17 protein-coding genes are annotated in these 23,077 nt (G+C 63.3%); 12 read left to right on the top strand and 5 right to left on the bottom strand.

Annotation, left to right across the window (positions count from 1 at the left end):
- The first annotated feature begins 180 nt into the window (after nt 1-180).
- From GGR23_RS20240 to trxA, 12 genes are all read left to right on the top strand, one after another.
- On the top strand, nt 181-903 hold the full coding sequence (locus GGR23_RS20240; RefSeq protein WP_210297036.1) for a response regulator transcription factor: 723 nt from the start codon (nt 181-183) through the stop codon (nt 901-903).
- An 87-nt stretch (nt 904-990) separates the two neighbouring features.
- Complete coding sequence (locus tag GGR23_RS20235) at nt 991-2,754, top strand: stimulus-sensing domain-containing protein (RefSeq protein WP_210297035.1); 1,764 nt, start codon at nt 991-993, stop codon at nt 2,752-2,754.
- Complete coding sequence (locus GGR23_RS20230) at nt 2,751-3,209, top strand: HPr kinase/phosphorylase (RefSeq protein WP_183368164.1); 459 nt, start codon at nt 2,751-2,753, stop codon at nt 3,207-3,209. The genes GGR23_RS20235 and GGR23_RS20230 overlap by 4 nt, the downstream gene beginning before the upstream one ends.
- A gap of 144 nt (nt 3,210-3,353) precedes the next feature.
- A complete protein-coding gene (locus GGR23_RS20225; RefSeq protein ID WP_183368163.1) occupies nt 3,354-3,755 on the top strand; it encodes a PTS sugar transporter subunit IIA in 402 nt (133 codons plus the stop codon).
- An 18-nt stretch (nt 3,756-3,773) separates the two neighbouring features.
- Nucleotides 3,774-4,052 carry an HPr family phosphocarrier protein gene (locus tag GGR23_RS20220; protein ID WP_183368162.1) on the top strand — a complete coding sequence of 93 codons (279 nt, stop codon included), beginning with the start codon at nt 3,774-3,776 and terminating at the stop codon, nt 4,050-4,052.
- Nucleotides 4,053-4,223: 171 nt separating this feature from the next.
- The gene (ahcY, locus tag GGR23_RS20215) at nt 4,224-5,624 is read left to right on the top strand and encodes an adenosylhomocysteinase (protein ID WP_183368161.1); all 1,401 of its coding nucleotides are present in this window, start codon (nt 4,224-4,226) and stop codon (nt 5,622-5,624) included.
- A 202-nt stretch (nt 5,625-5,826) separates the two neighbouring features.
- Complete coding sequence (locus GGR23_RS20210; RefSeq protein WP_183368160.1) at nt 5,827-8,409, top strand: PAS domain-containing sensor histidine kinase; 2,583 nt, start codon at nt 5,827-5,829, stop codon at nt 8,407-8,409.
- A gap of 1 nt (nt 8,410) precedes the next feature.
- Entirely contained in the window at nt 8,411-9,922 is a 1,512-nt protein-coding gene (gene tsaE, locus GGR23_RS20205; RefSeq protein WP_183368159.1) for a tRNA (adenosine(37)-N6)-threonylcarbamoyltransferase complex ATPase subunit type 1 TsaE, read from the top strand.
- A gap of 10 nt (nt 9,923-9,932) precedes the next feature.
- Nucleotides 9,933-10,670, top strand: a complete 738-nt coding sequence (locus GGR23_RS20200) for a nucleotidyltransferase family protein (RefSeq protein ID WP_183368158.1) — start codon at nt 9,933-9,935, stop codon at nt 10,668-10,670.
- Nucleotide 10,671: 1 nt separating this feature from the next.
- Nucleotides 10,672-13,869 carry a double-strand break repair protein AddB gene (gene addB / locus GGR23_RS20195; protein WP_183368157.1) on the top strand — a complete coding sequence of 1,066 codons (3,198 nt, stop codon included), beginning with the start codon at nt 10,672-10,674 and terminating at the stop codon, nt 13,867-13,869.
- Nucleotides 13,862-17,401, top strand: a complete 3,540-nt coding sequence (gene addA / locus GGR23_RS20190; protein WP_183368156.1) for a double-strand break repair helicase AddA — start codon at nt 13,862-13,864, stop codon at nt 17,399-17,401. The genes addB and addA overlap by 8 nt, the downstream gene beginning before the upstream one ends.
- Before the next feature lie 75 nt (nt 17,402-17,476).
- The gene (trxA, locus tag GGR23_RS20185; protein ID WP_183368155.1) at nt 17,477-17,797 is read left to right on the top strand and encodes a thioredoxin; all 321 of its coding nucleotides are present in this window, start codon (nt 17,477-17,479) and stop codon (nt 17,795-17,797) included.
- Nucleotides 17,798-17,854: 57 nt separating this feature from the next.
- Here the strand turns inward: trxA and GGR23_RS20180 are convergent, their stop codons facing one another.
- From GGR23_RS20180 to GGR23_RS20160, 5 genes are all read right to left on the bottom strand, one after another.
- A complete protein-coding gene (locus GGR23_RS20180; protein ID WP_183368154.1) occupies nt 17,855-19,198 on the bottom strand; it encodes a bifunctional folylpolyglutamate synthase/dihydrofolate synthase in 1,344 nt (447 codons plus the stop codon).
- Nucleotides 19,199-19,313: 115 nt separating this feature from the next.
- Nucleotides 19,314-20,210: an acetyl-CoA carboxylase, carboxyltransferase subunit beta gene (gene accD / locus GGR23_RS20175; RefSeq protein WP_183368153.1), complete on the bottom strand. Its 897-nt coding sequence runs from the start codon at nt 20,208-20,210 to the stop codon at nt 19,314-19,316.
- A 61-nt stretch (nt 20,211-20,271) separates the two neighbouring features.
- Nucleotides 20,272-21,111 (bottom strand): tryptophan synthase subunit alpha, encoded by an 840-nt coding sequence (trpA, locus tag GGR23_RS20170; protein WP_183368152.1) that lies wholly within the window; start codon nt 21,109-21,111, stop codon nt 20,272-20,274.
- A 4-nt stretch (nt 21,112-21,115) separates the two neighbouring features.
- A complete protein-coding gene (gene trpB, locus GGR23_RS20165; RefSeq protein ID WP_183368151.1) occupies nt 21,116-22,336 on the bottom strand; it encodes a tryptophan synthase subunit beta in 1,221 nt (406 codons plus the stop codon).
- Nucleotides 22,337-22,369: 33 nt separating this feature from the next.
- Nucleotides 22,370-23,023 (bottom strand): phosphoribosylanthranilate isomerase, encoded by a 654-nt coding sequence (locus GGR23_RS20160; protein ID WP_183368150.1) that lies wholly within the window; start codon nt 23,021-23,023, stop codon nt 22,370-22,372.
- Nucleotides 23,024-23,077 lie beyond the last annotated feature (54 nt).

The following is a 23,077-nucleotide window of genomic DNA, read 5'->3' as shown; positions in this document are numbered from 1 at the left end:
GTTTAAATCCCGGTTGGAAAAAGGTCGTTAACGCTAAATTCTCCATCCTCTGCGCGACGCCAGGATCCCACCCCTTTGCCTTTGCCACATTTTGTTCCACCTTTACCCTCATAAGCGCGGCGAAGCTGAACCTGGGCTGGGAAATCCAGGAGAGCGCCGATGATCATGGAGACAAGCAACATGCAAACCATCGCACTGGTGGATGACGACCGGAATATCCTGACATCCGTGTCGATCGCGCTCGAGGCAGAAGGCTATAAGGTCGAGACCTATACGGACGGCGCTTCCGCACTCGACGGCCTTCTGGCCCGCCCTCCGCACCTTGCCATCTTCGACATCAAGATGCCCCGCATGGACGGGATGGAACTGCTGCGCCGCCTGCGCCAGAAATCCGACCTGCCGGTGATTTTCCTGACGTCCAAGGACGAAGAAATCGACGAACTCTTCGGCCTGAAGATGGGCGCTGACGATTTCATCACGAAACCGTTCTCGCAGCGCCTTCTCGTGGAACGCGTGAAGGCGATCCTGCGCCGTGCGGCCAGCCGCGAGGCAGGTCAGGCTGCACCCGCAAAGCCCGGAGCCGCGGCCCCGCAGGCCCGCTCGCTCGAACGGGGCCAGCTTGTCATGGACCAGGAGCGGCACACCTGCACCTGGAAGGGCGAACCGGTGACGCTGACGGTTACGGAATTCCTCATCCTGCATTCGCTTGCGCAGCGGCCGGGCGTGGTGAAGAGCCGCGATGCCCTCATGGACGCAGCCTATGACGAGCAGGTTTACGTGGACGATCGCACCATTGACAGCCACATCAAGCGGCTGCGAAAGAAGTTCAAGATGGTCGACGACGAGTTCGACATGATCGAAACGCTTTACGGCGTCGGCTACCGCTTCCGGGAAGCGGCCTGACGCGGACTTGAATGAGGCGGGGGTAAAGGCCCCCGCTCCCCGGAAAGAGGCCGTAATCGGGTGGCGACAGTACCCCTGGACAAAGATATGGAAGAGGCGGAAGGCACGGCTGCACGCCGCAAGCCGCGCCCTCTGCTGTCGCGTGTCTTTGTCCTGATCCGCCGGGTCTTCGGCAATGCCGTCTTCTCCAGCCTCACGCGGCGCATCCTGTTCTTCAACCTCGCCGCCCTGATCGTCCTCGTCGGCGGCATCATGTATCTGAACCAGTTTCGCGAGGGACTGATCGATGCACGGGTCGAAAGCCTGCTGACGCAGGGCGAGATCATCGCGGGTGCGATTGCCGCCTCGGCATCGGTGGACACCAATTCCATCACCATCGATCCGCAAAAGCTTCTGGAACTGCAGGCCGGGCAGAGCATCACGCCCCTGCCCTCGGACGAGGATCTCGAGTTCCCAATCGATCCGGAAAAGGTTGCGCCGGTGCTTCGGCGTCTGATTTCGCCAACCCGCACCCGCGCCCGCATCTTCGACGCAGATGCCAACCTTCTTCTGGACTCGCGTCATCTCTACGCGGGCGGCCAGGTATTGCGCTTCGATCTGCCTCCCGTGCAGAGCGAAAGCGACAGTCTCTGGGATCGCATGGGCATCTGGATCAACAAGATGCTGCAGCAGGGTGACTTGCCGCTTTACAAGGAAGTTCCCGGCGGGGACGGCTCGATCTATCCGGAGGTGATGAACGCCCTCACGGGTGTGCGCGGTGCGGTCGTGCGGGTGACGGACAAGGGCGAGATGATCGTGTCGGTCGCCGTTCCCGTACAGCGGTTCCGCGCCGTGCTCGGCGTGCTGCTTCTTTCCACCCAGGCAGGCGACATCGACAAGATCGTGCACGCGGAGCGCCTGGCGATCCTGCGCGTGTTCGGCGTTGCAACCCTCGTCAACGTGGTGCTCTCGATGCTCCTTTCCTCGACCATCGCCACGCCGCTCCGCCGTTTGTCGGCAGCGGCGATCCGGGTGCGGCGCGGCGCGAAGGAACGCGAGGAGATCCCCGACTTTTCTGCCCGTCAGGACGAGATCGGCAACCTCTCCGTTGCGCTGAGGGAAATGACAACGGCCCTCTACGACCGGATCGATGCCATCGAGCGTTTTGCCGCCGATGTCAGCCACGAACTGAAGAACCCCCTTACCTCCCTGCGCAGCGCGGTGGAGACGCTTCCGCTGGCCCGGACGGACGAATCCAAGGGCCGCCTTCTGGACATCATCCAGCACGACGTACGCCGTCTCGACCGCCTGATCAGCGACATTTCCGATGCATCCCGCCTGGATGCAGAACTCGCCCGTACGGATGCGAAGCCCGTGGATCTCGAGATCCTTCTGCGCGACCTCGTTCATGTGTCCCAGCAGGTGAGGGCCAGCAAAAAGGCCGTACGCATCGACTTCCGGGTTGAGAAGAAGCCCGGCACCAAGCCCGGTTTCACGATCAACGGTCACGACCTCCGGATCGGCCAGATCGTCACCAATCTGATCGAGAACGCCCGTTCCTTCGTCCCGCAGGAGGGCGGTGAAATCGTGGTGACCCTGACACGGACCCGCAGCCGCTGCGTCGTGCATGTGAACGACAACGGCCCCGGTATTCAGGCGGAGAATATCGACCGCATTTTCGAACGCTTCTATACCGACCGCCCCGAAAGCGAGGGTTTCGGGCAGAATTCCGGCCTTGGCCTTTCCATCAGCCGGCAGATTGCCGAAGCCCATGGCGGTACACTGAGAGCCGAGAATCTGACCGACCCGGACACCGGAGCCATTCGGGGCGCGTCCTTCATTCTCTCCCTCCCCGCAGCACAGCCTGCATGACGAAGCCGCCCGTGAACATTCACGGCACGGCGATCGTCATCGGGACGACGGGACTGCTTTTCACCGGAAGCTCCGGCAGCGGCAAGAGCAGCACGGCCCATGCCTGCCTGACGGCCGCAGACGGGCGGGGGCTGTTCGCGAGGCTCGTTGCCGACGATCAGGTCTTTGTCGAGATGCATCACAGACGGATCGTGGTATCGCGTCCGCCCGCGATCGCCGGGCTCATGGAGATTCGCGGAACGGGGCTTGCTGTCCTGCCAACCCTTCGACGCACCGTCCTGCATTACGAGATTGCCGTCGGCCTGTCTTCGGAGATGGAAAGGCTGCCTGAACCGGAAGAGCGACGGGACTTCTTCGGCGGCATCGGATTGCCGCTGATACGTCTCGCCCGCGAAACACCCGATCCGCTCGGCGTTCTCGCGCGTTTTATTCCTTTTTCGCCGTCACGGCGCTGAATTTGCGCCATTTGGAGGCTTCGGGGGCGGGTTTTTCGCCGAACCGGCCGCTTTTCGGCACATGAGGCATTCGTCGCGGTGGACGAATGTGCTGCGTTGCGATATTTGCCTAGCTGATCGCTGAGGCTTTAGGAGCATTTTTAAATGATCGGAGTTGTGCTTGTCACCCATGGCAAGCTGGCTGAAGAGTTTCGACATGCCGTTGAGCACGTTGTGGGCCCGCAGAAACTGATCGAGACCATTTCGATCGGGCCCGAGGACGATATGGACCAGCGGCGTCAGGATATCCTGGAAGCCGTCATGCGCGCCAACGAAGGCCATGGCGTGATCATCCTCACAGACATGTTCGGCGGCACACCGTCCAACATGGCGATTTCCGTCATGCAGGCCGGCCATGTGGAAGTGATCGCAGGCATGAATCTCCCCATGCTCATCAAGCTCGCAGGCGTGCGCGGCGAGAACAACATGGAAAAGGCGCTCGCCGAGGCCTCCGAGGCAGGGCGCAAGTATATCAACGTCGCCAGCCGCGTTCTCAGCGGCAAGTAGCATCCGATGGAACCGACCATGGCCGAAACGCTTTCCCGTGAATTGCTGATCATCAACAAGCGGGGACTGCACGCGCGGGCATCGGCCAAGTTCGTGCAGGTCGTGGACGGCTTTCAGGCCTCGATTACCGTCAGCCGCGACGGCATGACGGTGGGCGGAACCTCCATCATGGGTCTGATGATGCTTGCCGCAAGCCCGGGCTGCACCATCGTCGTCACGGCAGAAGGCCCGCAGGCCCAGGAAGCGCTGGACGCCCTCGAGGCTCTGATTGCCGACAAGTTCGGCGAAGAGATCTAGCGCGAAAGAAGATATAAAGACTTCTTTATATCGTTATTGCCACGAATTCCAAATGCTGATACATCGGCTGCAGCGATGGCATGCGCATCCTGCGATGCCTCACTGCGCGCCATTAGCTGCCCGGATTGCAGCATGAACGCTCCCGGGCCCTTCGCCAGCTTGGAGAGATTCATGAGCAACGGAAAAGACTACATCGTCGCGGATATCGGCCTTGCCGATTTCGGACGCAAGGAAATCAGCATTGCCGAAACCGAAATGCCGGGCCTGATGGCCTGCCGTTCCGAATTCGGTGACAGGAAGCCTCTGAAGGGTGCGCGCATCTCCGGTTCGCTGCACATGACGATTCAGACCGCCGTGCTCATCGAGACGCTGGTCGCGCTCGGCGCCGATGTCCGCTGGGCCTCGTGCAACATCTTTTCGACGCAGGATCACGCCGCCGCTGCGATTGCCGCTTCGGGCGTTCCGGTCTTTGCGGTCAAGGGCGAGAGCCTCGAGGAATACTGGGAATATACCGACAAGATCTTCCAGTGGGCCGATGGTGGCTTTTCCAACATGATCCTCGACGATGGTGGCGATGCCACCATGTACATCCTGCTCGGTGCCCGCGCCGAAGCCGGTGAAGACGTGCTGAGCGCCCCGGGCTCCGAAGAGGAGGAAATCCTGTTCGCGCAGATCAAGAAGCGGCTGAAGGCCTCCCCCGGCTGGTTCACCAAGCAGCGCGACGCCATCAAGGGCGTGACGGAAGAAACCACGACCGGTGTCCATCGCCTGTATCAGCTGGCGGAGAAGAAGCTCCTGCCCTTCCCCGCCATCAACGTCAACGACTCGGTCACCAAGTCGAAGTTCGACAACAAGTACGGCTGCAAGGAATCTCTGGTCGACGGCATTCGCCGCGGCACCGACGTGATGATGGCAGGCAAGGTTGCCGTCGTCTGCGGCTACGGCGACGTGGGCAAGGGCTCGGCTGCCTCGCTCCGCGGCGCGGGCGCCCGGGTGAAGGTCACGGAAATCGATCCGATCTGCGCCCTTCAGGCCGCCATGGACGGCTTCGAGGTGGTTCGTCTGGAAGACGTGGTGTCGACTGCCGACATCTTCATCACCACGACCGGCAACCGCGACGTCATCCGCATCGAGCACATGCGCGAGATGAAGGACATGGCCATCGTCGGCAATATCGGGCACTTCGATAACGAGATCCAGGTGGCGTCGCTCCGGAACCTCAAGTGGACCAACATCAAGCCGCAGGTCGACATGATCGAGTTCCCGAAGGGCAACCGCATGATCCTCCTGTCGGAAGGCCGCCTGCTGAACCTCGGCAACGCGACGGGCCACCCCTCCTTCGTCATGTCGGCGTCCTTCACGAACCAGGTTCTGGCGCAGATCGAGCTCTTCACGAAGCAGGGCGAGTACAAGAACGACGTCTATGTTCTGCCCAAGCACCTCGACGAGAAGGTTGCCCGCCTGCACCTCGAAAAGCTTGGCGCAAGGCTCACGGAGCTTTCGCAGGACCAGGCCGCCTATATCGGCGTCGAAACAAGCGGTCCTTTCAAGCCGGAACACTACCGCTATTAACCATAGCAACAGTTTCCACAACATCTTGTGGCCGTCGCCTTGACAAAAGGCGACGGCTTCTTTTTTGCCCCGGACTCTTTCCGGCGAATCCCTTCCACAGTATCTTTTTAGGACTTGATTCGGAGTGGTAACGGCTCCCCGCTACCCTTCGGAAATGGGATGTCTTGTCGAGATGCGGCACCAGGGACGGAGACAGACCGGAATGTCGGATAGGGATCACAGCCTGCTTAGGCAGGCAGGGCCCGGCGCATGCCAGGAGTTCACCACTCATGCGACGGCCAACAGGAATTTGAGCGGCGAAACCGAACAGGCCCGCAGTAGGCGCGGGCTGCGCCATCGCCTCTGGCAGGTCTGGATTTCGGGGACCGTACTGGCGGGTTTTGCGGCGCCGGTGGTGGCGAACCAGCCCGCCCCGGTCGAAGCGCATCTGTTCACGTCATTTGAAACGGTGGCGTCGTCCCTCGTTCTCGGGGTAATCTCGGCTGCCCTGTTCTCGGCGGTCTGGCTGATCCGCCAGAAGGGCACGATCGAAAGCGAGAGCCGCGAGATGCGCTCGGCGCTCTCGGACGCCCAGCAGCGGATTTCGCGCTATCAGGCCCTGATTGCCGACAAGAACCGCCGGATCGTGATCTGGGATGATCATGTCAGCCAGCCCGAGATCCTCGGCCACCTTCCTCCCGAAACGGGCGCACCCCAGCAGGGCCAGGAATTCCTGGCCTTCGGACGCTGGCTGAAGAGCAAGTCCGCCGCAGAGATCGACCGCGCTATCGATGGTTTGCGTACCCATGCCCAGACATTCGACCTGGTGGTGGAAACGCACCGCGACGAAATACTCGAGGTTCAGGGGCGCGTCTCGGGCGGGCGGGCTTTCGTCCGTTTCGTCGCGCTCAACAACCTGCGTGCCGAACTGGCCGAACTCAAGATCGAGCGGGAAAGGCTCGCAAGCTCCATCACGCTTTTCCAGAAGCTGCTCGATTCCATCGACATGCCGGTATGGCAACGGGACCGGGACGGAAACCTGTCCTGGGTCAACGAAGCCTATGGGGAAGCGGTGGAAGCGGATTCCCCGGCCCAGGCCGTTCGCGAGGGACGCGAAATCCTCGGGACCGTGGCCCGCGAAAAGATCAAGGCGACGGCAACCGTCGATTCGCCCTTCCACGACAAGCTTTCGACCGTGGTGAAGGGCGCCCGGACCTTCTATGACGTGGTCGACATCCGCTCGCCCCAGGGAACGGCTGGCATGGCCGTCGACGTGACGGAAACCGAAAGCGTGCGGGAGGAACTCAGGCGGACCATCCAGGCCCATGCGGAGACCCTCAATCACCTGGCGACGCCGGTGGCGATCTTCGATGGCAGCCGACGCCTGCAGTTCTACAATCAGGCCTTCGTCCGGCTGTGGGAGCTGGACATCGCCTTCCTGGAATCCTCGCCCGACAACAGCGAGCTTCTCGACCGACTCCGTTCGGCAAACAAGCTTCCGGAGCAGCTGAACTGGAAGAGCTGGAAGGAGAACGCGCTGTCCGTCTACCAGGCTCTCGATACGCAGACCGATGTCTGGCATCTGCCGAACGGACAGATCCTGCGCGTCTTCGCTACCGCCCATCCGCAGGGCGGCGCGACCTGGGTCTTTGAGAACATGACCGAGCAGGTCGATCTCGAGACGCGCTACAACACGCTGCAGCAGGTGCAGGGCGAGACGATCGATCATCTGGCCGAAGGCGTTGCGGTGTTCGGCCCGGATGGCCGCATCAAGCTGTCGAACCCGGCCTTCCGCGCGCTTTGGGCGGTAACCGAGGCGCAAACGGCGCCCGGCACCCACATCCGCGCCATCGAGGATGCGTGCCGCCAGAGCTACGACCAGCCGGACGGCTGGCGCCAGTTCGGAAAGATGATCACCAGCTTCGACGACGAACGCCCCTCGCTTCAGGGCACGCTGGAGCTCAAATCGGGCCTCGTCCTCGACTACGCCGTCATTCCGCTGCCGAATGCCCAGACCATGCTGACCTTCGTCAACATGACCGACAGCGTCCGCGCCGAGCGTGCGCTGACCGAGAAGAACGAGGCACTGCGCAAGGCGGATGACCTGAAGAACGACTTCGTGCAGCATGTTTCCTACGAACTGCGCTCGCCGCTGACGAACATCATCGGCTTCACCGATCTGCTCAAGACCCCGGCTGCCGGTACCCTGACCCCGCGCCAGGCGGAGTATGTGGACTATATTTCCACGTCCTCGGCCGTGCTCCTCACGCTGGTCAACGACATTCTGGATCTCGCCACGGTCGACGCCGGGATCATGAAGCTGAATTACACCGACGTCTCCATCGATGACCTGCTGGATGACGTGGCGATCCATATCGCCGACCGGCTGCAGGAGAGTGGCGTGATGCTGGAGATCGTCGCGCCCGCCACCCTCGGCACCATTTCTGCCGACCAGCAGCGCTTGAAGCAGCTCCTGCTGAAGCTTCTGAACAACGCCGCCAATTTTGCACCCGAACGGTCGACCATAACCCTGCGCTGCCTGCGCGACGGCGAGGATTTCGTCTTCTCCGTTTCCGATACCGGCCCCGGCATCCCGCCGGAGATGCTGAAGTCGGTTTTCGACCGTTTCGAAACCAACGGACGCGGCGGCAAGCGAAGCGGTACCGGCCTTGGCCTGTCCATCGTGGAAAGCTTCGTGCATCTGCACAACGGCTCGGTTTACATCGAAAGCCCGCCGGGCGGCGGGACGACCGTAACCTGCCGCATTCCCTCCGGCGAGGCGGCCCGGGCCGTGGCTGCGGAATAAGATGCAGGTCAGCCTGTCCCTGAAGGATGACGCAGCGACGATCCGGTTGGGCGGGGACCTCGCGCTCGCCCTGCGCAGGGGCGATGTGCTTGCCCTTTCGGGCGATCTGGGCGCTGGAAAATCCACGCTCGCCCGCGCCCTGTTGCGCACGCTGGCCGATGATGCGGATTTGGAGGTTCCGAGCCCGACCTTCACGCTGGTGCAAAGCTACGATCTGCGCATTCCGGCTGCCCATTTCGACTTCTATCGGCTTGCCGACAGTTCCGAGCTGGATGAGCTCGGGTTCGACGAGGCGATCCGCGACGGCATCGCCATCATCGAATGGCCCGAACGCATGCCGGACGCGATCCCGGCCAACCGGATCGAAATCCGCATCACTCACGAGGGCGATGGCCGGCGTGCAGACATCAGCGCCGAAGGGGAAGCCGGCAAAAGGATCGAACGCAGTCTGGCGATCCGCGGCTTCCTCGAGCGTGCGGGCTTCGGCAGCGCGCCGCGCCGCTTTCTGACCGGGGACGCATCCGTGCGGGCCTACGAATATCTCCCGGGCGAGAAGGGCGAACGCCTGATCCTCATGGATTGGCCGAAACCGCCGGAAGGTCCTCCGGTATTCGAGGGCAAACCCTATGCAAAGGTCGCCCATATCGCGCAGGATGCCTGGCCCTTCATTGCAATCGCGCAAGGACTGGCAGAGCGAGGGTTCGCGGTGCCGGAGGTTCTCTGCGCCGACTGCGAGCAGGGGTTCCTGCTGCTCGACGATCTGGGCACGGATGGCGTGCTTGACGCGCAAGGCCAACCGATCGAAGAACGCTATGCAGCCTCTGTCAGCGCCCTTGCCGCCCTTCACGGCCGGCCCTTTACCGCTGAAATTCATGTCAAGCGGAACGATTGCGGGGCGCACGTCCACCGGGTCCCGGTATTCGACAGGGTGCCGATGGCCATGGAGACACGGCTGCTGCTCGACTGGTACGTGCCGTGGAAAACCGGCCGCGAGGCCTCCCCTGCCGAACGGCAGTCCTATCTCGACATCTGGAACGGGTTGATCGACCGCCTGGTCGACAGCGAAACGAATCTGCTGCTGCGCGACTTTCATTCGCCGAACATCATCTGGCGGGGAGAGAGGCAGGGGCTGGACCGCATCGGCATACTGGATTTCCAGGATTCCATGATCGGTCCGACCGCCTACGACGTCGCCTCGATCCTGCAGGATGCGCGCGTGACGATCCCTCCCGACATGGCCGACCGCCTGCTGGAGGTCTATCTCTCCGCGAGACGGTCTGACCCGCCCTTTCACGAGGCCCGGTTCCGGCAGGATCTCGCCCTGATGGAAGCCCAGCGCAACTGCAAGCTTGCCGGGCTTTGGGTCCGGCTGTGGAAGCGCGACGGAAAACCCGGCTACATGAAGCACATGCCCCGCACGCTCGCCTATCTGTCCCGTGCGCTGGAACACGACGCTCTCGCACCCTTGCGCAACTGGTTTGCAGAGGCTCAAATCGGCCCCAGCGAATCATGACGGGGTCAGCATGCCCGACGGACACTCTCCCATAAGCCAGGCCATGGTGCTGGCGGCCGGCCTCGGCACGCGCCTCCGGCCGATCACCGAGCGCATGCCCAAGCCGCTCGTGCCGGTGGCCGGAAGACCGATGATCGATTATGTGCTGGACCTTCTGGTGGAGGCCGGCGTCAGGAAGGCTGCCGTCAACATTCATCATTTCGCCGACCAGATGGAAGCGCATCTGGCCAGGGAAAGGCGCCTGGCCATCCTGCTTTCCGACGAACGGCAAGAGCTGTTGAATTCCGGCGGCGGACTGGTCAGGGGCCTGAAGCTTCTCGACTGCGAACCCACGCTCGTCATGAATGCCGATCTCTTCTGGGTGAATGAAACGGCGACACCTCCTGCCCTCAAGCGTCTGGCACAGGGTTTCGATCCAGAGCGGATGGACATGCTCCTGCTTTGCGTTCCGCTGGATCGCACAACCGGACATAACGGCAAGAAGGACTTCAGCCTCGGCAGCGATGGCCAGCTGGCCCGCTTTCGGGAGGGACTGCCGGCACCGGTGGTCTATGCTGGCGCCATGGCGGTTCATCCGCGCCTGTTTTCCGATGCACCGGATGGCCCCTTCAACCTGAACATCTATTTCGACAGGGCCATCGCCTCGGGCCGGCTGCATGGCATTCTGCTCGATGCGGACTGGATTACCGTCGGCACGCCGGAAGCCATTGCGGAAGCAGAGACGGTGCTGGGCCGCAAGGCAGGCTGACATGGCACGCGCATCCAAAAGGGTCCTGACCATTGCACCCGGATTGCCCTTTCTTCCAACCCTGGCGCGCGCCATCTGTGCCGGTGAGGTCGTTCCAGGTTTCCGTCTCGATGGCGAGAATCCCGAGCGGCTGGCCGCGCTGACCATCTACGTTCCCACGCGCCGAGCCGTCCGCGTCCTGAGGTCGGAATTCGTCACGTTGCTGGGAGGACAATCCGCCATCCTGCCGCTGATCCGGCCCCTCGGCGAAACGGATGACGATTCGGGCTATTTCGATCTGGAGCCGCCGGAGATCCTGGATCTCGCAGAGCCCCTGCCCTCCACGGCGCGGCTCCTGGAACTGGCGCGCCTCATTCTTGCCTGGAGAAACCGGCTTCCCGAAGCGGTTGCCCGCATGCATCCCGATTCGCCCCTGGCCGCCCCGGCGAGCCCTGCGGATGCGGTTTGGCTTGCCCGCGACCTTTCCGATCTCATCGATTCCATCGAGACCGAGGAGCGGGACTGGGACGACCTGCGCCGGCTGGATACCGACGCCTATTCCGCCTGGTGGCAGCTGACAGCGGAATTCTTAAAGATTGCGAGCCATTTCTGGCCCGCCCGGCTGGAGGAGCTGAAGGCATCCTCATCCGCGCGTCACCGCAATGCCCTGCTGCGCGTCGAGGCCCGGCGGCTGGCACAGCTCGACGGAAAGGCCGACCCGGTGATCGTTGCCGGCTCCACCGGTTCGGTGCCTGCAACCGCCGAACTGATCGGCGTCGTTGCGGGATTGCAGCAAGGGGCTGTCGTGCTGCCCGGGCTCGACCAATGGATGGATGACGAGGACTGGAAGGAAGTGGCTCCGCTCGATGCGGAAGGACTGCTCACCGATCCTGCGCGCCGTTCCCATCCGCAATATGGTCTGGCAGTCCTGTTGCGAAAGCTCGGCCTCGAAAGGGACGATGTCAGGCCTCTCGGACAGCCGGATGCCGATCTTACCATGCGCCAGCGCATCCTTTCTGCAGCTCTTGCGCCTGCGGATGCGACAAGCCGCTGGAGCGATTGGCGCAGGGGTCTGGAACCGGACGCCTTCGAGCGGGCATTCTCCGATGTCGGGCTCATCGAGGCAGCCAACGAAAGAGAAGAGGCCGCGGCCATCGCCGTGGCCCTTCGCCTGGCGCTCGACCGGCCGGGGCGGCACGGCCTTTCGCAGGCAGCCCTCATAACGCCCGACCGCGGCCTTGCCCGGCGGGTGAAGGCAGAACTCGCACGCTTCGGCATCGAGGCGGACGACACCGCCGGCACGCCGCTGATGGCGACGCCACAGGGCACGCTCACGCGACTTGTGCTCGAATGCACCCTGCGGCCGGGCGATCCGGTCGCCCTGATCTCGCTGCTCAAGCATCCGCTTGCGCGTTTCGGCATGAATGCAGAAGCGCTGCCGGAGGCGGCCTGCGCGCTGGAGCTCCTTGCGCTGCGTGGCGGTGTCGGCTCGGTCGATATCGCCGGCGTCGATTCCCTGCTCGATGCCATGCTCGCCGAACAGGCAGAAGCCTATCATGTGCCGGAGTGGAGGAAATCCATACCGCCCGAAGCACTGGAGCCCGCACGCGCTCTGGCCGTTGCCATACGCAACAGCACCGCGCCGCTCACCGGTACGCTCTTTGCCGGCGACCTAAGGCAGGGCCTCCGGCAGCAGCGGCCCCTTTCCGAATGGGCGGAACTGACGGGGCGGGTACTCGAGGCAGTCGCCTGTTGTCCTGCGAAGGGCTTTGGTCCGCTCTGGTCGGACGAGGCCGGAGCCGCCCTTGCCGATCTTCTCGCCTCCATCATGGAAACCGACGGCATCATAGAGGCCGATGGCCCTCAATGGGCCGACATCATGGAGGCCTTCCTTTCCGGGGAGCAGGTCAAGCCGAGGGCCATGAGCCATCCTCGCGTCTTCATTTTCGGCACGCTGGAGGCGCGCCTGCAGAGCGTGGATACGCTCGTCCTCGGCGGCCTCAACGAAGGTGTCTGGCCAGCGTCCACCAGTGGAAATCCATTCCTCTCCCGCATGATGAAAACCGGCATCGGCCTCGAGCCGCCGGAGCGCAGGACGGGACAGCACGCCCACGATTTCGAGATGGCGAACGGCACCCGGCACCTGATCTACTCCCGTTCCGCCAGGATCGGCACGGCACCGGCCGTTGCCTCCCGCTGGCTGCAGCGATTGCTGGCGCTCGGCGGCAAGGATTTCGCCGAGGGCCTGCGCCGGCGGGCTTCCGGCTACTGCCACTGGGCCGGTCTTCTGGATGCCGGCGAAAGACAGGAGCCGGCAACACGCCCGGATCCGCGGCCGCCGGCCGCGCTCCAGCCGAAGAGCTACTCGTTCAGCGAGGTGGGGCGCCTGCGTCGGGACCCCTATGCGATCTATGCGCGGCGCATCCTTCGTCTCGATCCGCTCGACGGATACAATACCGATCCCGGGGCTGCGGAACGCGGTACGCTCTATCACCGGATCGTGGACCGCTTCGTGCGGGAGGGTCACAGGGCCGGCTATCCGGAAGCCTCGGCAGCCATGGGGCGCATCATCGAGGAGGAGTTTGACCGCGAGAGGCTTCCCGCGCACGTCGATGCCGTGTGGCGCCCGCGCTTTGCAGAGGTTGCCGCTTCCTTCCTCGAGTGGCAGGCGGAGCGGGATCGCATCGTCGAAAAGAGCATCACCGAGGTCCGCGCCCGCTTCGATCTTCCCGCCCTCGGGATCAGCGTGACGGGCGTTGCCGATCGCATCGACATCAAGCCGGGTGGCGTCGCCGACATCATCGACTACAAGACCGGCTCCAGTCCCTCCACGGCACAGGCTAGAAGCCTCCTCGATCCCCAGCTTCCCCTGGAAGCCGCGGCGCTGATGGGTGGTGCGTTCCGGCAGGCAGGCGTGCGCCAGCCCGATGACCTTCTTTACGTGCGGCTGAGACCGGGCACGCGGTTCAAGGCGGAAGTGGTGAACAACGAGAAGGGCAAGGTAACGGCCTCCACGCAAGTGAAGTCCGCTCCCCATCTGGCCGCCGAATCGCTGAACGAGCTTTCCCGTTTCGTGAGCGTTCTCCAGACGGGACAGCGAGGCTTCATGTCCCGGCTCATTCCGGCAAGTGCGCAGGATTACGGGGGTGAATACGATCACCTCGCCCGCGTCGCCGAATGGGCAACGGCCGAAGGCGAGGAGGAAGCCGGCGATGAGTGATTTCGAGCCGCTGCCCCAGCTGACAGAGCCTGGCGAATGGATAAGCTGGACCACCCGCCAGCAGGGCATAGCATCCGATCCGGAACGGTCCGCCTGGGTATCGGCCAATGCCGGCTCCGGCAAGACGCATGTGCTCACGCAGAGGGTGATGCGGCTTCTGCTCTCGGGCGCCCGTCCCTCCGCCATCCTGTGCCTGACCTACACCAAGGCTGCGGCTTCGGAAATGTCGAACCGCGTGTTCCAGCGGCTGTCGGAGTGGGCGACCATCGACGACGAGACGCTGCGCCAGAGATTGCGGGAGATCGAAGGCCGTGAGCCGGATTCCATCCGGCTTGCGGAAGCGCGCCGGCTTTTTGCAAGGGCGCTCGAAACGCCGGGCGGTCTCAAGATCCAGACGATCCATGCCTTCTGCGAGGCGCTGCTCCACCAGTTCCCTCTGGAGGCGAATGTCGCGGGTCATTTTGCCGTTCTCGACGATCGTTCCGCAGCGACGCTCCTCGGCGACGCACGGCGCAGCCTTTTGACCGCGACCTCGACCGAGGACGATCCCGATCTTGCAGCCGCCTTTGCCCATGTGCTCTCCCTTGCGGACGACACGGGGCTCGAGGCGCTTCTGGAGAGCATCATTGCCAATCGAAACGCTATTCGGCGCTTCCTCAGGGAGGCGGAGCGATCGGACGGAGCTGAGGCTGTTCTCCGCAGGGCCCTGCAACTTCCCGCCGGAGAAACACGCCACGGCCTGCTGTCCTCCGCCTGGCCGCTGCCCGGCCTCTCTGGCGCCCGGTTGAAGGACTATCTGGACAGTGCCCGCAGCATCGGCGGCAAGAAGGCGGGCGAAGTGGCATCCGAGCTCGAGGCAGCCGGTCGCGAGGAGGATCCGGACCGGCGCTTCGAACGGCTGAAGTCGGTCTTCATGACGGCGAAGGAAGAACCCAAATCCGCCTCGGGACTGATCACGACGAAAATGTCTGCAGCCGACCCCGGCCTGGAAGATGCGGTTCTGGGGGCACGCGATCACATCTGCGCGCTTGCCGACCGGCTCAAGGTGCATGCCATGCTCGAAGCGACGCTCGCGGCACTGACGCTGGCGGAGAGGCTCGAAGGCGACTACGAGGATCTGAAGCGGCGCCGGTGCTATCTGGATTTCGAGGATCTGATCGTACGCACCGCAGACCTTTTGACTCGCTCCGATGCCGGCCCCTGGGTGCATTACAAGCTGGATCAGGGGATCGACCATATTCTGGTCGACGAGGCCCAGGATACGAGCCCCGATCAATGGCGGATCATTCGCGCCTTGTCGGACGACTTTTTCTCCGGGCAGACGGCACGGCCGGGACGCCGGACGCTTTTTGCCGTGGGTGACGAAAAGCAGTCGATCTACTCGTTTCAGGGGGCACGGCCCGAACGCTTTTCGCAGGAACGGCAGGAGGTCAGCCGCAAGGCTTCCGCCTATGGCGCGTTTTCGCCGATCCGCCTGCCCTTGTCCTTCCGCTCGACGGAAGCCGTCCTTTCGGCGGTCGACCAGGTGTTTGCGCTTCCCGAGAACGCCAGGGGCCTCAGCGCCGGAGGTGAACCGGTGCAGCACAGCTCTTCCCGGGTTGGCCACCCCGGTACCGTCGAGCTGTGGGACATGATTGCCGCAGAACCTTCGCCGCCCGACGAGGACTGGACGGCCCCGTTCGACTCCACCCCGGAAAGCGCGCCCGCCGCCGTTCTCGCCCGCCGCATCGCGCACCGGATCGGCGAGATGATTCAGGGGACGTACATCATCGACAAGGGCAAGCGGCGTCCTGTCGAACCTGGCGATGTACTGGTGCTCGTTCGCAAGCGCGATGCCTTCGTCAACGCCCTCAATCGCGCGCTGAAGCGCCACGGCAACATTCCGGTTGCGGGTGCGGACCGGCTGAGGCTCACAAGCCACATAGCCGTTCAGGATCTGATGGCGCTCGGCCGTTTTCTGTCACAGGAAGGCGACGATCTCTCGCTGGCCGCGGTCCTCAAGAGCCCGCTCTTCGATCTGGCGGAAAACGAACTCTTCGCGCTTGCGGCCCTGCGGCCGGAGGGGGTCAGCCTTTGGCGCCATCTGCGGGATCTGGGTGCGGAAGACGCCGGGCTGGCGCGGCTGAAGGACAGTCTCGACCAGCTTCGGGCCCTTGCCCGTCATCTTCCCGTCCATGACTTTTATGCCCGCGTGCTCGGTCCCTTCGGTGGCCGGAGGCGCTTCCTGGCGCGGCTCGGCAATGAGGTCAGCGACATTCTGGACGAGTTCCTCGCCTTTGCCCTGGATCACGAAACGACGGGCTTGCCCGGGTTGTCCTCCTTCCTCGCGACGCTCGAAACCGAATCCCCCGAGGTCAAGCGGGAGCAGGACAAGGGACGCGGCGAGGTGCGGGTGATGACCGTGCACGCGGCCAAGGGGCTGGAAGCGCCGGTGGTGTTTCTGGTCGATGGTGGCTCGAAGCCGTTCGATACACGTCATCTGCCGAAATTGCGCCTGCTGGAAATGCCCGATGGCCCGCTGCCCGTCTGGATCCCGAACCGGTCCGTCGAGAACAGCTTCGTTGCAACAGACGCACATCGCCTGCGCCTGGCGGGCGAGGAGGAATACCGGCGCCTTCTGTACGTGGGAATGACGCGGGCGGCCGACCATCTGGTGATCTGCGGTTATCGGGGCAGCCGGCAGGTTGGCGACACGTGGCACAGCCTGGTCAGAACCGCCCTCGGTGCCCGGGAAGAACAGATGCGACCGGCAACCTTCCGCGGCCCGGAGGGCGAGTGGGAAGGGCTCCGCTGGTTCAGTCCGGTTCGGGAACGGGATTTCGAAACGATGATGCCGGTGGAGAAGCAGGAGGAAATGCCCTCTCTTCCATCCGCGCTCATGGCGCCGCTTCCCCAGCAGCCTTTCCTGCCCCGTCCGCTCAGCCCGTCGGAAGCCGGCACTGTCGTGGACAACGAAGAGGGAGATGTCCTAGTGATGTCTCCGCTCTTCGGCGACAAGGCTGCCCCGAACAGGGCGGCCCAGCGCGGCAAGCTTACGCACCGTCTGATGCAGGTGCTCCCCGAGATTGCGCCCGAAGAACGCAAGGATGCCGCACTGCGCTATCTGGAGCGTGCTGCCCGTTTCTGGCATCCGGAGGAGCGTGCAGGGCTGGTCCGGGCGATAACCGCGCTGATGGACGACGAGAGGCTTGAAGGCCTTTTCGCTCACGGATCCCGCGCCGAAGTGGCGATCATGGGCACCTTGCGCCTCGGCGGGCGCGACTACGCCATTTCCGGCCGGCTCGACCGCCTCTCGGTGCTCGACGACCGCGTCTTGCTGGCAGATTTCAAGACGAACCGGCACCCGCCCGAAACAGCGGCCGGGGTCCCTCTTTCCCACCGGGCACAGCTGGCGATCTACCGGGAAATCCTCAAGCCGCTCTACCGGGATCGACCGATCCAGTGTCTGCTGGTCTATACCGAAACCGCCCGGGTCATTCCGCTGGACGACCCGCTGCTGGAAAGCAGTCTTGCTGAAATCACACCAAAGTGAGATAGGTCTCGTTGAAAAACGGGCGGCGCACGCTCACATGTCATTCAAACGAAATTCTTCCCAAGGAGTGCTTCCATGGCAACCGTAAAAGTCGACAATGCCAACTTCCAGGCCGAGGTCCTCAATTCTGCCGAGCCGGTGGTCGTGGATTTCTGGGCCGAGTGGTGCGGTCCCTGCAAGATGATCGGCCCGAGCCTCGAGGAACTGTCGAACGAGTTTGCCGGCAAGGTCAAGATCGCGAAGATCAATGTCGACGAAAACCCGGAGCTCGCCGCCCGTTTCGGCGTACGCTCCATTCCGATGCTCGCCATGTTCAAGGGCGGCGAAGTGGCTGACGTGAAGGTCGGCGCTTCCCCGAAGAATGCCCTGAGCGCCTGGATCTCCAGCGCAGCGTGAGCGTGCACAAAGCCTGATGCGGAAAACCCGGCCTTCGAGCCGGGTTTTTTCATGGGTTCAGCGCGGCGGCGTGCCGTTGTCGGCGAGAACGTCTCCGGCGAGATAGAGCGACCCGCCGATCAGGATCCGGGGGGCAGGATCTCCGGGCTTCAGCTGCTGCCGGATGGCGTCGAGCGCTTCGCTGACCGTCGAGACAGCGGAAGCGGAGAGGCCGGCCTCGGCCGCGGACACCGCAAGCGCCAGAGGATCGATGGCGGCATCCGAATTGCGGATCGGCACCGTGAAGACCTTGCGCGCGATATCCTTGAAGGCCCTGAAATAACCCACCGGTTCCTTGGTGTTGATCATGCCGATGACGAGGTAGAGCGGGCGGGACTGGCGCTCCTCGAAATTCGCCATGGCTTCGGCAATCACTTCGCCAGCGCCGGGATTGTGCCCCCCGTCGAGCCAGATTTCCGAACCGGCCGGAGCGCGCGCCACGAGGGCGCCGTCGCTCAGCCGCTGCAGGCGCCCGGCCCATTCCACGGAGACCATGGCCTTTTCGATCACGGCTTCGGTGAGCTCGAAGCCGGCAGCGCGCACCGCCCGGATCGCGGCAGCGGCGTTTGCATATTGATGTCTGCCCGGCAAGCGGGGGAGCGGAATGTCGGAAAGACCCTCGTCGTCCTGATAGATAAGACGCCCCATTTCCTCATGCGCGGAGAAATCCTGGCCATAGACGAAGCAGGGGCAACCGAGCCGCTCGGCCGTATCCACCAGCACGTCGCGCGCTGCCTCGTATTCCTGATGTCCGATCACGACTGGAACGCCGCGCTTCATGATGCCGGCCTTTTCCGCGGCAATCAGCTCCACGCGATCTCCCAGATAGGCCTGATGATCGAGCGAGATGGGCATCACCACCGAAACTGCGGGCTTCGGAATGACATTGGTGGCATCGAAGCGGCCGCCGAGACCGACCTCGACGATTGCAACATCCGCCGGCTGTTCGGAAAAGAGCACGAAGGTGACGGCCGTGAGAATCTCGAAAACGGTGATCTTCTCGCCGGCATTGGCTTCCGCAACGCGCCGCAGCGCATCGGCAAACATCGCGTCCTCGACCAGGCTGCCCGGCCCGCCCTTGACGCCGATCCGGTAGCGTTCGTGCCAGTGAACGAGATGGGGGGAGATGTGGACATGAACGGACAGGCCAGCCGCTTCCAGAAGCGCGCGGGAAAAGGCCACGACCGACCCCTTGCCATTGGTGCCGGCGACGTGAATGACCGGCGGCAGTTTCAGATGCGGGTTACCCAGACGCTCGAGAAGCCGGGTGATCCGGTCGAGGGAAAGGTCGAAACCCTTCGGATGGAGCTCCATCAACTGGTCGATGATGCGGGCAGCTTCGCTGGTGGTCGGTGCGGTCATGGCGGGTTCCCGTTCGGCAGTCTGTCTGCGGAGACAGGCTGCAAGGCCTTCTCCATAAGCAAAGGGCCGGAACAGGCGGCAAAGGCCACCCGTTCCGGCCCCCATCTTTCTCCGATCAACCGGCGGCAGCTATCGGCTGAACGGCATTTGCTGTCTGGTTTGCAGGCTTTTTCATCAGGATGCGGAGCGTGCGGGCAAGCGTCGAGGGAATGTCGTGACGCTTCACGACCATGTCCACCATGCCGTGCTCCAGAAGATATTCCGAGGTCTGGAAACCCTCCGGCAGCTTTTCCCGGATCGTCTGCTCGATCACGCGCTTGCCGGCAAAGCAGATTTCCGCGCCGGGTTCGGCCATGTGAATGTCGCCCAGCATGGCATAGGAGGCCGTCACGCCACCCGTCGTCGGGTTGGTGAGCACGACGATATAGGGCAGGCCGGCTTCCTTCAGCATATTGACGGCGACAGTGGTGCGGGGCAGCTGCATGAGCGACAGGATGCCCTCCTGCATGCGCGCGCCCCCGGAGGCCGGGAACATCACGAGCGGGCATTTTTCCGCAATGGCGCGCTCGAAGGCCTTCACGATCGCCTCGCCTGCGGCTATCCCCAGCGAACCGCCCATGAAGTTGAATTCATGCACGACGGCGACGAGCTTGAGGCCGTCCACCTTGCCGAGGCCGGCCAGGATGGTGTCTTCCTGCTCGGTCTTGGCACGGCTGTCCTTCAGGCGGTCGGTATATTTCTTGGAATCGCGGAACTTGAGCGGATCCTGCGCCACCTTCGGCTGAGCGAGCGGCTCGTAGATGCCGCCGTCGAACAGGTCCTTCAGCCGGGCCTTCGCCGGCATCTTCATGTGATAGCCGGAAGCCGGGATGACCCACTTGTTTTCTTCCAGGTCCTTGTGAAAGACCATTTCGCCCGTTTCGGGGCACTTGATCCAGAGGTTTTCCGGTACATCGCGGCGGCCGAGCATGGAGTTGATGCGCGGGCGGACGTAGTTGGTGATCCAGTTCACGAGATACTCCTCATAGTCCGGCGCGCTGCCGCGCGCCCATGAATTTCCGAAAGGCCCGTCCTTACTCGGCGGCAACCGGCCGGGCGGCACGGACACCGTCTGCCAGTTCCCGCACAAGGCTGGTCACGGCCTCGATGGTGGAAGCACTGGCCTTGCCATCCGGCGTCAGGCTTCCGGCCACGCGATTGACGATCGCCGTACCGACGACCACACCGTCCGCCGACGCGCCGATGAGACGGGCGTGCTCCGCCGTCTTTACACCGAAACCGACGCAAACCGGCAGGCTCGTATGGCCCTTGATGCGCTGAACGGCACCGCCCACCACCGACGGATCCGGCAGGGCCGAGCCCGTGATGCCGTTCATCGAGATGTAGTAGACGAAACCTGAGGTATTTTTAAGGACGGTCGGCAGGCGGCGGTCATCCGTCGTGGGCGTTGCCAGCCGGATGAAGTTGAGGCCGGCCTTGACGGCAGGCAGGCAGAGCTCGTCGTCCATCTCTGGCGGGAGGTCGACGACGATCAGGCCATCGACGCCGGCAGCCAGCGCATCGGCGACGAAACGGTCGACGCCATAAATGTAGATCGGATTGTAGTAGCCCATCATCACGATCGGCGTGTCCTGATCGGTCTCGCGGAAGGCCCGGGCCATGGCCAGCGTCCTGACGAGCGTCTGCCCGGCATTGAGGGCGCGCAGGCCGGCGGCTTGGATTGCCGGTCCGTCTGCCATGGGATCCGAAAACGGCATGCCCAGCTCGATGACGTCGGAGCCGGCGCCGGGGAGCGCCTTCATGATCTCGAGGGATGTTTCGTAATCGGGATCGCCGCCCATGAAATAGGTGACGAGCGCGGGGCGTCCTTCCTTCTTCAGCGCCTCGAAGCGCCTGTCCATGCGTGCAGTCATAATCTTAGAGCCCCATTCCGAGAATCTTGCCGACGGTGAAGATGTCCTTGTCGCCGCGGCCACAGAGATTCATCACGATGATCTGGTCCTTCCCCATCTTCGGGGCGCGCTTGATGACTTCTGCCAAAGCATGGGACGGCTCGAGCGCGGGAATGATGCCTTCGAGCTTGGTCAGAAGCTGGAAGGCAGCCAGCGCCTCGTCGTCCATGATCGGCACATATTCGGCGCGGCCGATCTGGTGGAGCCAGCTGTGCTCCGGGCCGATGCCCGGATAATCGAGACCTGCCGAAATGGAATGGCCTTCCTTGATCTGGCCGTCCGGCGTCTGGAGCAGGTAAGTGCGGTTGCCATGGAGCACGCCCGGGGTACCGGCGGTCAGGGAGGCGCAATGCTCCTCTCCATCGAGACCCTTGCCACCCGCCTCCACGCCGACGATCTGTACGGATTCGTCATCGAGGAACGGATGGAAAAGACCGATGGCGTTGGAGCCGCCGCCCACGGCGGCAATCACCATGTCCGGCAGCCGGCCTTCGACCGCCATGATCTGTTCGCGGGTTTCCTTGCCGATCACGGACTGGAATTCGCGCACCAGCTCCGGATAGGGATGCGGGCCTGCGGCCGTGCCGATGATGTAATAGGTGTCCTCGACATTGGTCACCCAGTCGCGCAGCGCCTCGTTCATCGCATCCTTGAGGGTGCCGTGTCCCGATGTCACCGGCCGCACTTCCGCGCCGAGAAGCTTCATGCGGAAGACGTTGGGAGCCTGGCGCTCGACGTCGGTCGCGCCCATGTAGACGATGCAGGGAAAGCCGAAGCGCGCAGCGACGGTGGCCGAGGCTACGCCATGCTGGCCGGCTCCGGTTTCCGCGATGATGCGGGTCTTGCCCATGCGCTTGGCAAGCAGGATCTGGCCAAGGCAGTTGTTGATCTTGTGGCTGCCCGTGTGGTTGAGCTCGTCACGCTTGAAGTAGATCTTGGCACCGCCGAGATGGGCCGTCAGGCGCTCCGCGAAATAGAGCGGGCTCGGGCGGCCGGTATAATGGGTGTTGAGATGCTGGAGTTCGGCCTGGAACTCTGGGTCCGTCTTCGCCTTGTTCCATTCGCGTTCCAGATCGAGGATCAGCGGCATCAGCGTTTCGGCGACGAAGCGCCCGCCGAAAATGCCGAAGCGGCCGTTTTCATCCGGCCCCGCACGGAAGGAATTGGGTTTCAAAGGCTGGTTCACGCTCTCACTCCTCGGCTTCAAGCAGGCATTCAATCAGGTACGGCGACTCGCATCGCGGACGGCATCGAAGAAGGCATCGATCATGCCCAGATCCTTGACGCCGGGAGCGCTTTCCACGCCGGAGGAAACATCGAGCCCCGGAGCACGCGTCACCGCCAGCGCTTCTGCCACATTATCTTTGTTCAATCCCCCGGAAAGCATGTAATTCACGCCCTCGTCAAGCGATTGCATGAGCGACCAGTCGAAGGACACGCCGTTGCCGCCCGGCAGCTCCGACCCCTTTGGCGGCTTCGCGTCGAAGAGGAAGCGGTCCACGATACCCACATAGGGATCGATCTTTTCGAGATCGGAAGCCTCGCGGATCGCGAAGGCCTTGATGACGGGAAGGCCGTAGAGCGCCTTGACCGTCAGGACCCGGTCCGGGCTTTCGGAACCGTGAAGCTGCAGGATGTCCGGCTTCAGGAGATCGACGATCTCGTCCAGATCGTCGTTGTCGGCATCGACGGTGACCGCCACCACCTTCACCCTGCCTCTGACAGGATCGGCCAGGCGTCCGGCCAGATCCGGTTCGATGTTGCGCGGGCTCTTCGGGAAAAAGATGAAGCCGATATGGGTCGCGCCCTTTTCGACGGCGCGCGTCACAGCCTCGGCGGTCTTCAATCCGCAAATCTTGATATCCGGTTTCATGGTTTGGGACGTGGCATGAAATGAAGGAAGAGTCGAGACAAAAGGTGCTCGGAA

Origin of the sequence: Gellertiella hungarica (assembly GCF_014197145.1) — a bacterium.
GTDB lineage: Bacteria > Pseudomonadota > Alphaproteobacteria > Rhizobiales > Rhizobiaceae > Gellertiella > Gellertiella hungarica.
Note: the sequence above shows the minus strand (reverse complement) of the source record. Positions and strands in the feature narration are given on the sequence as shown.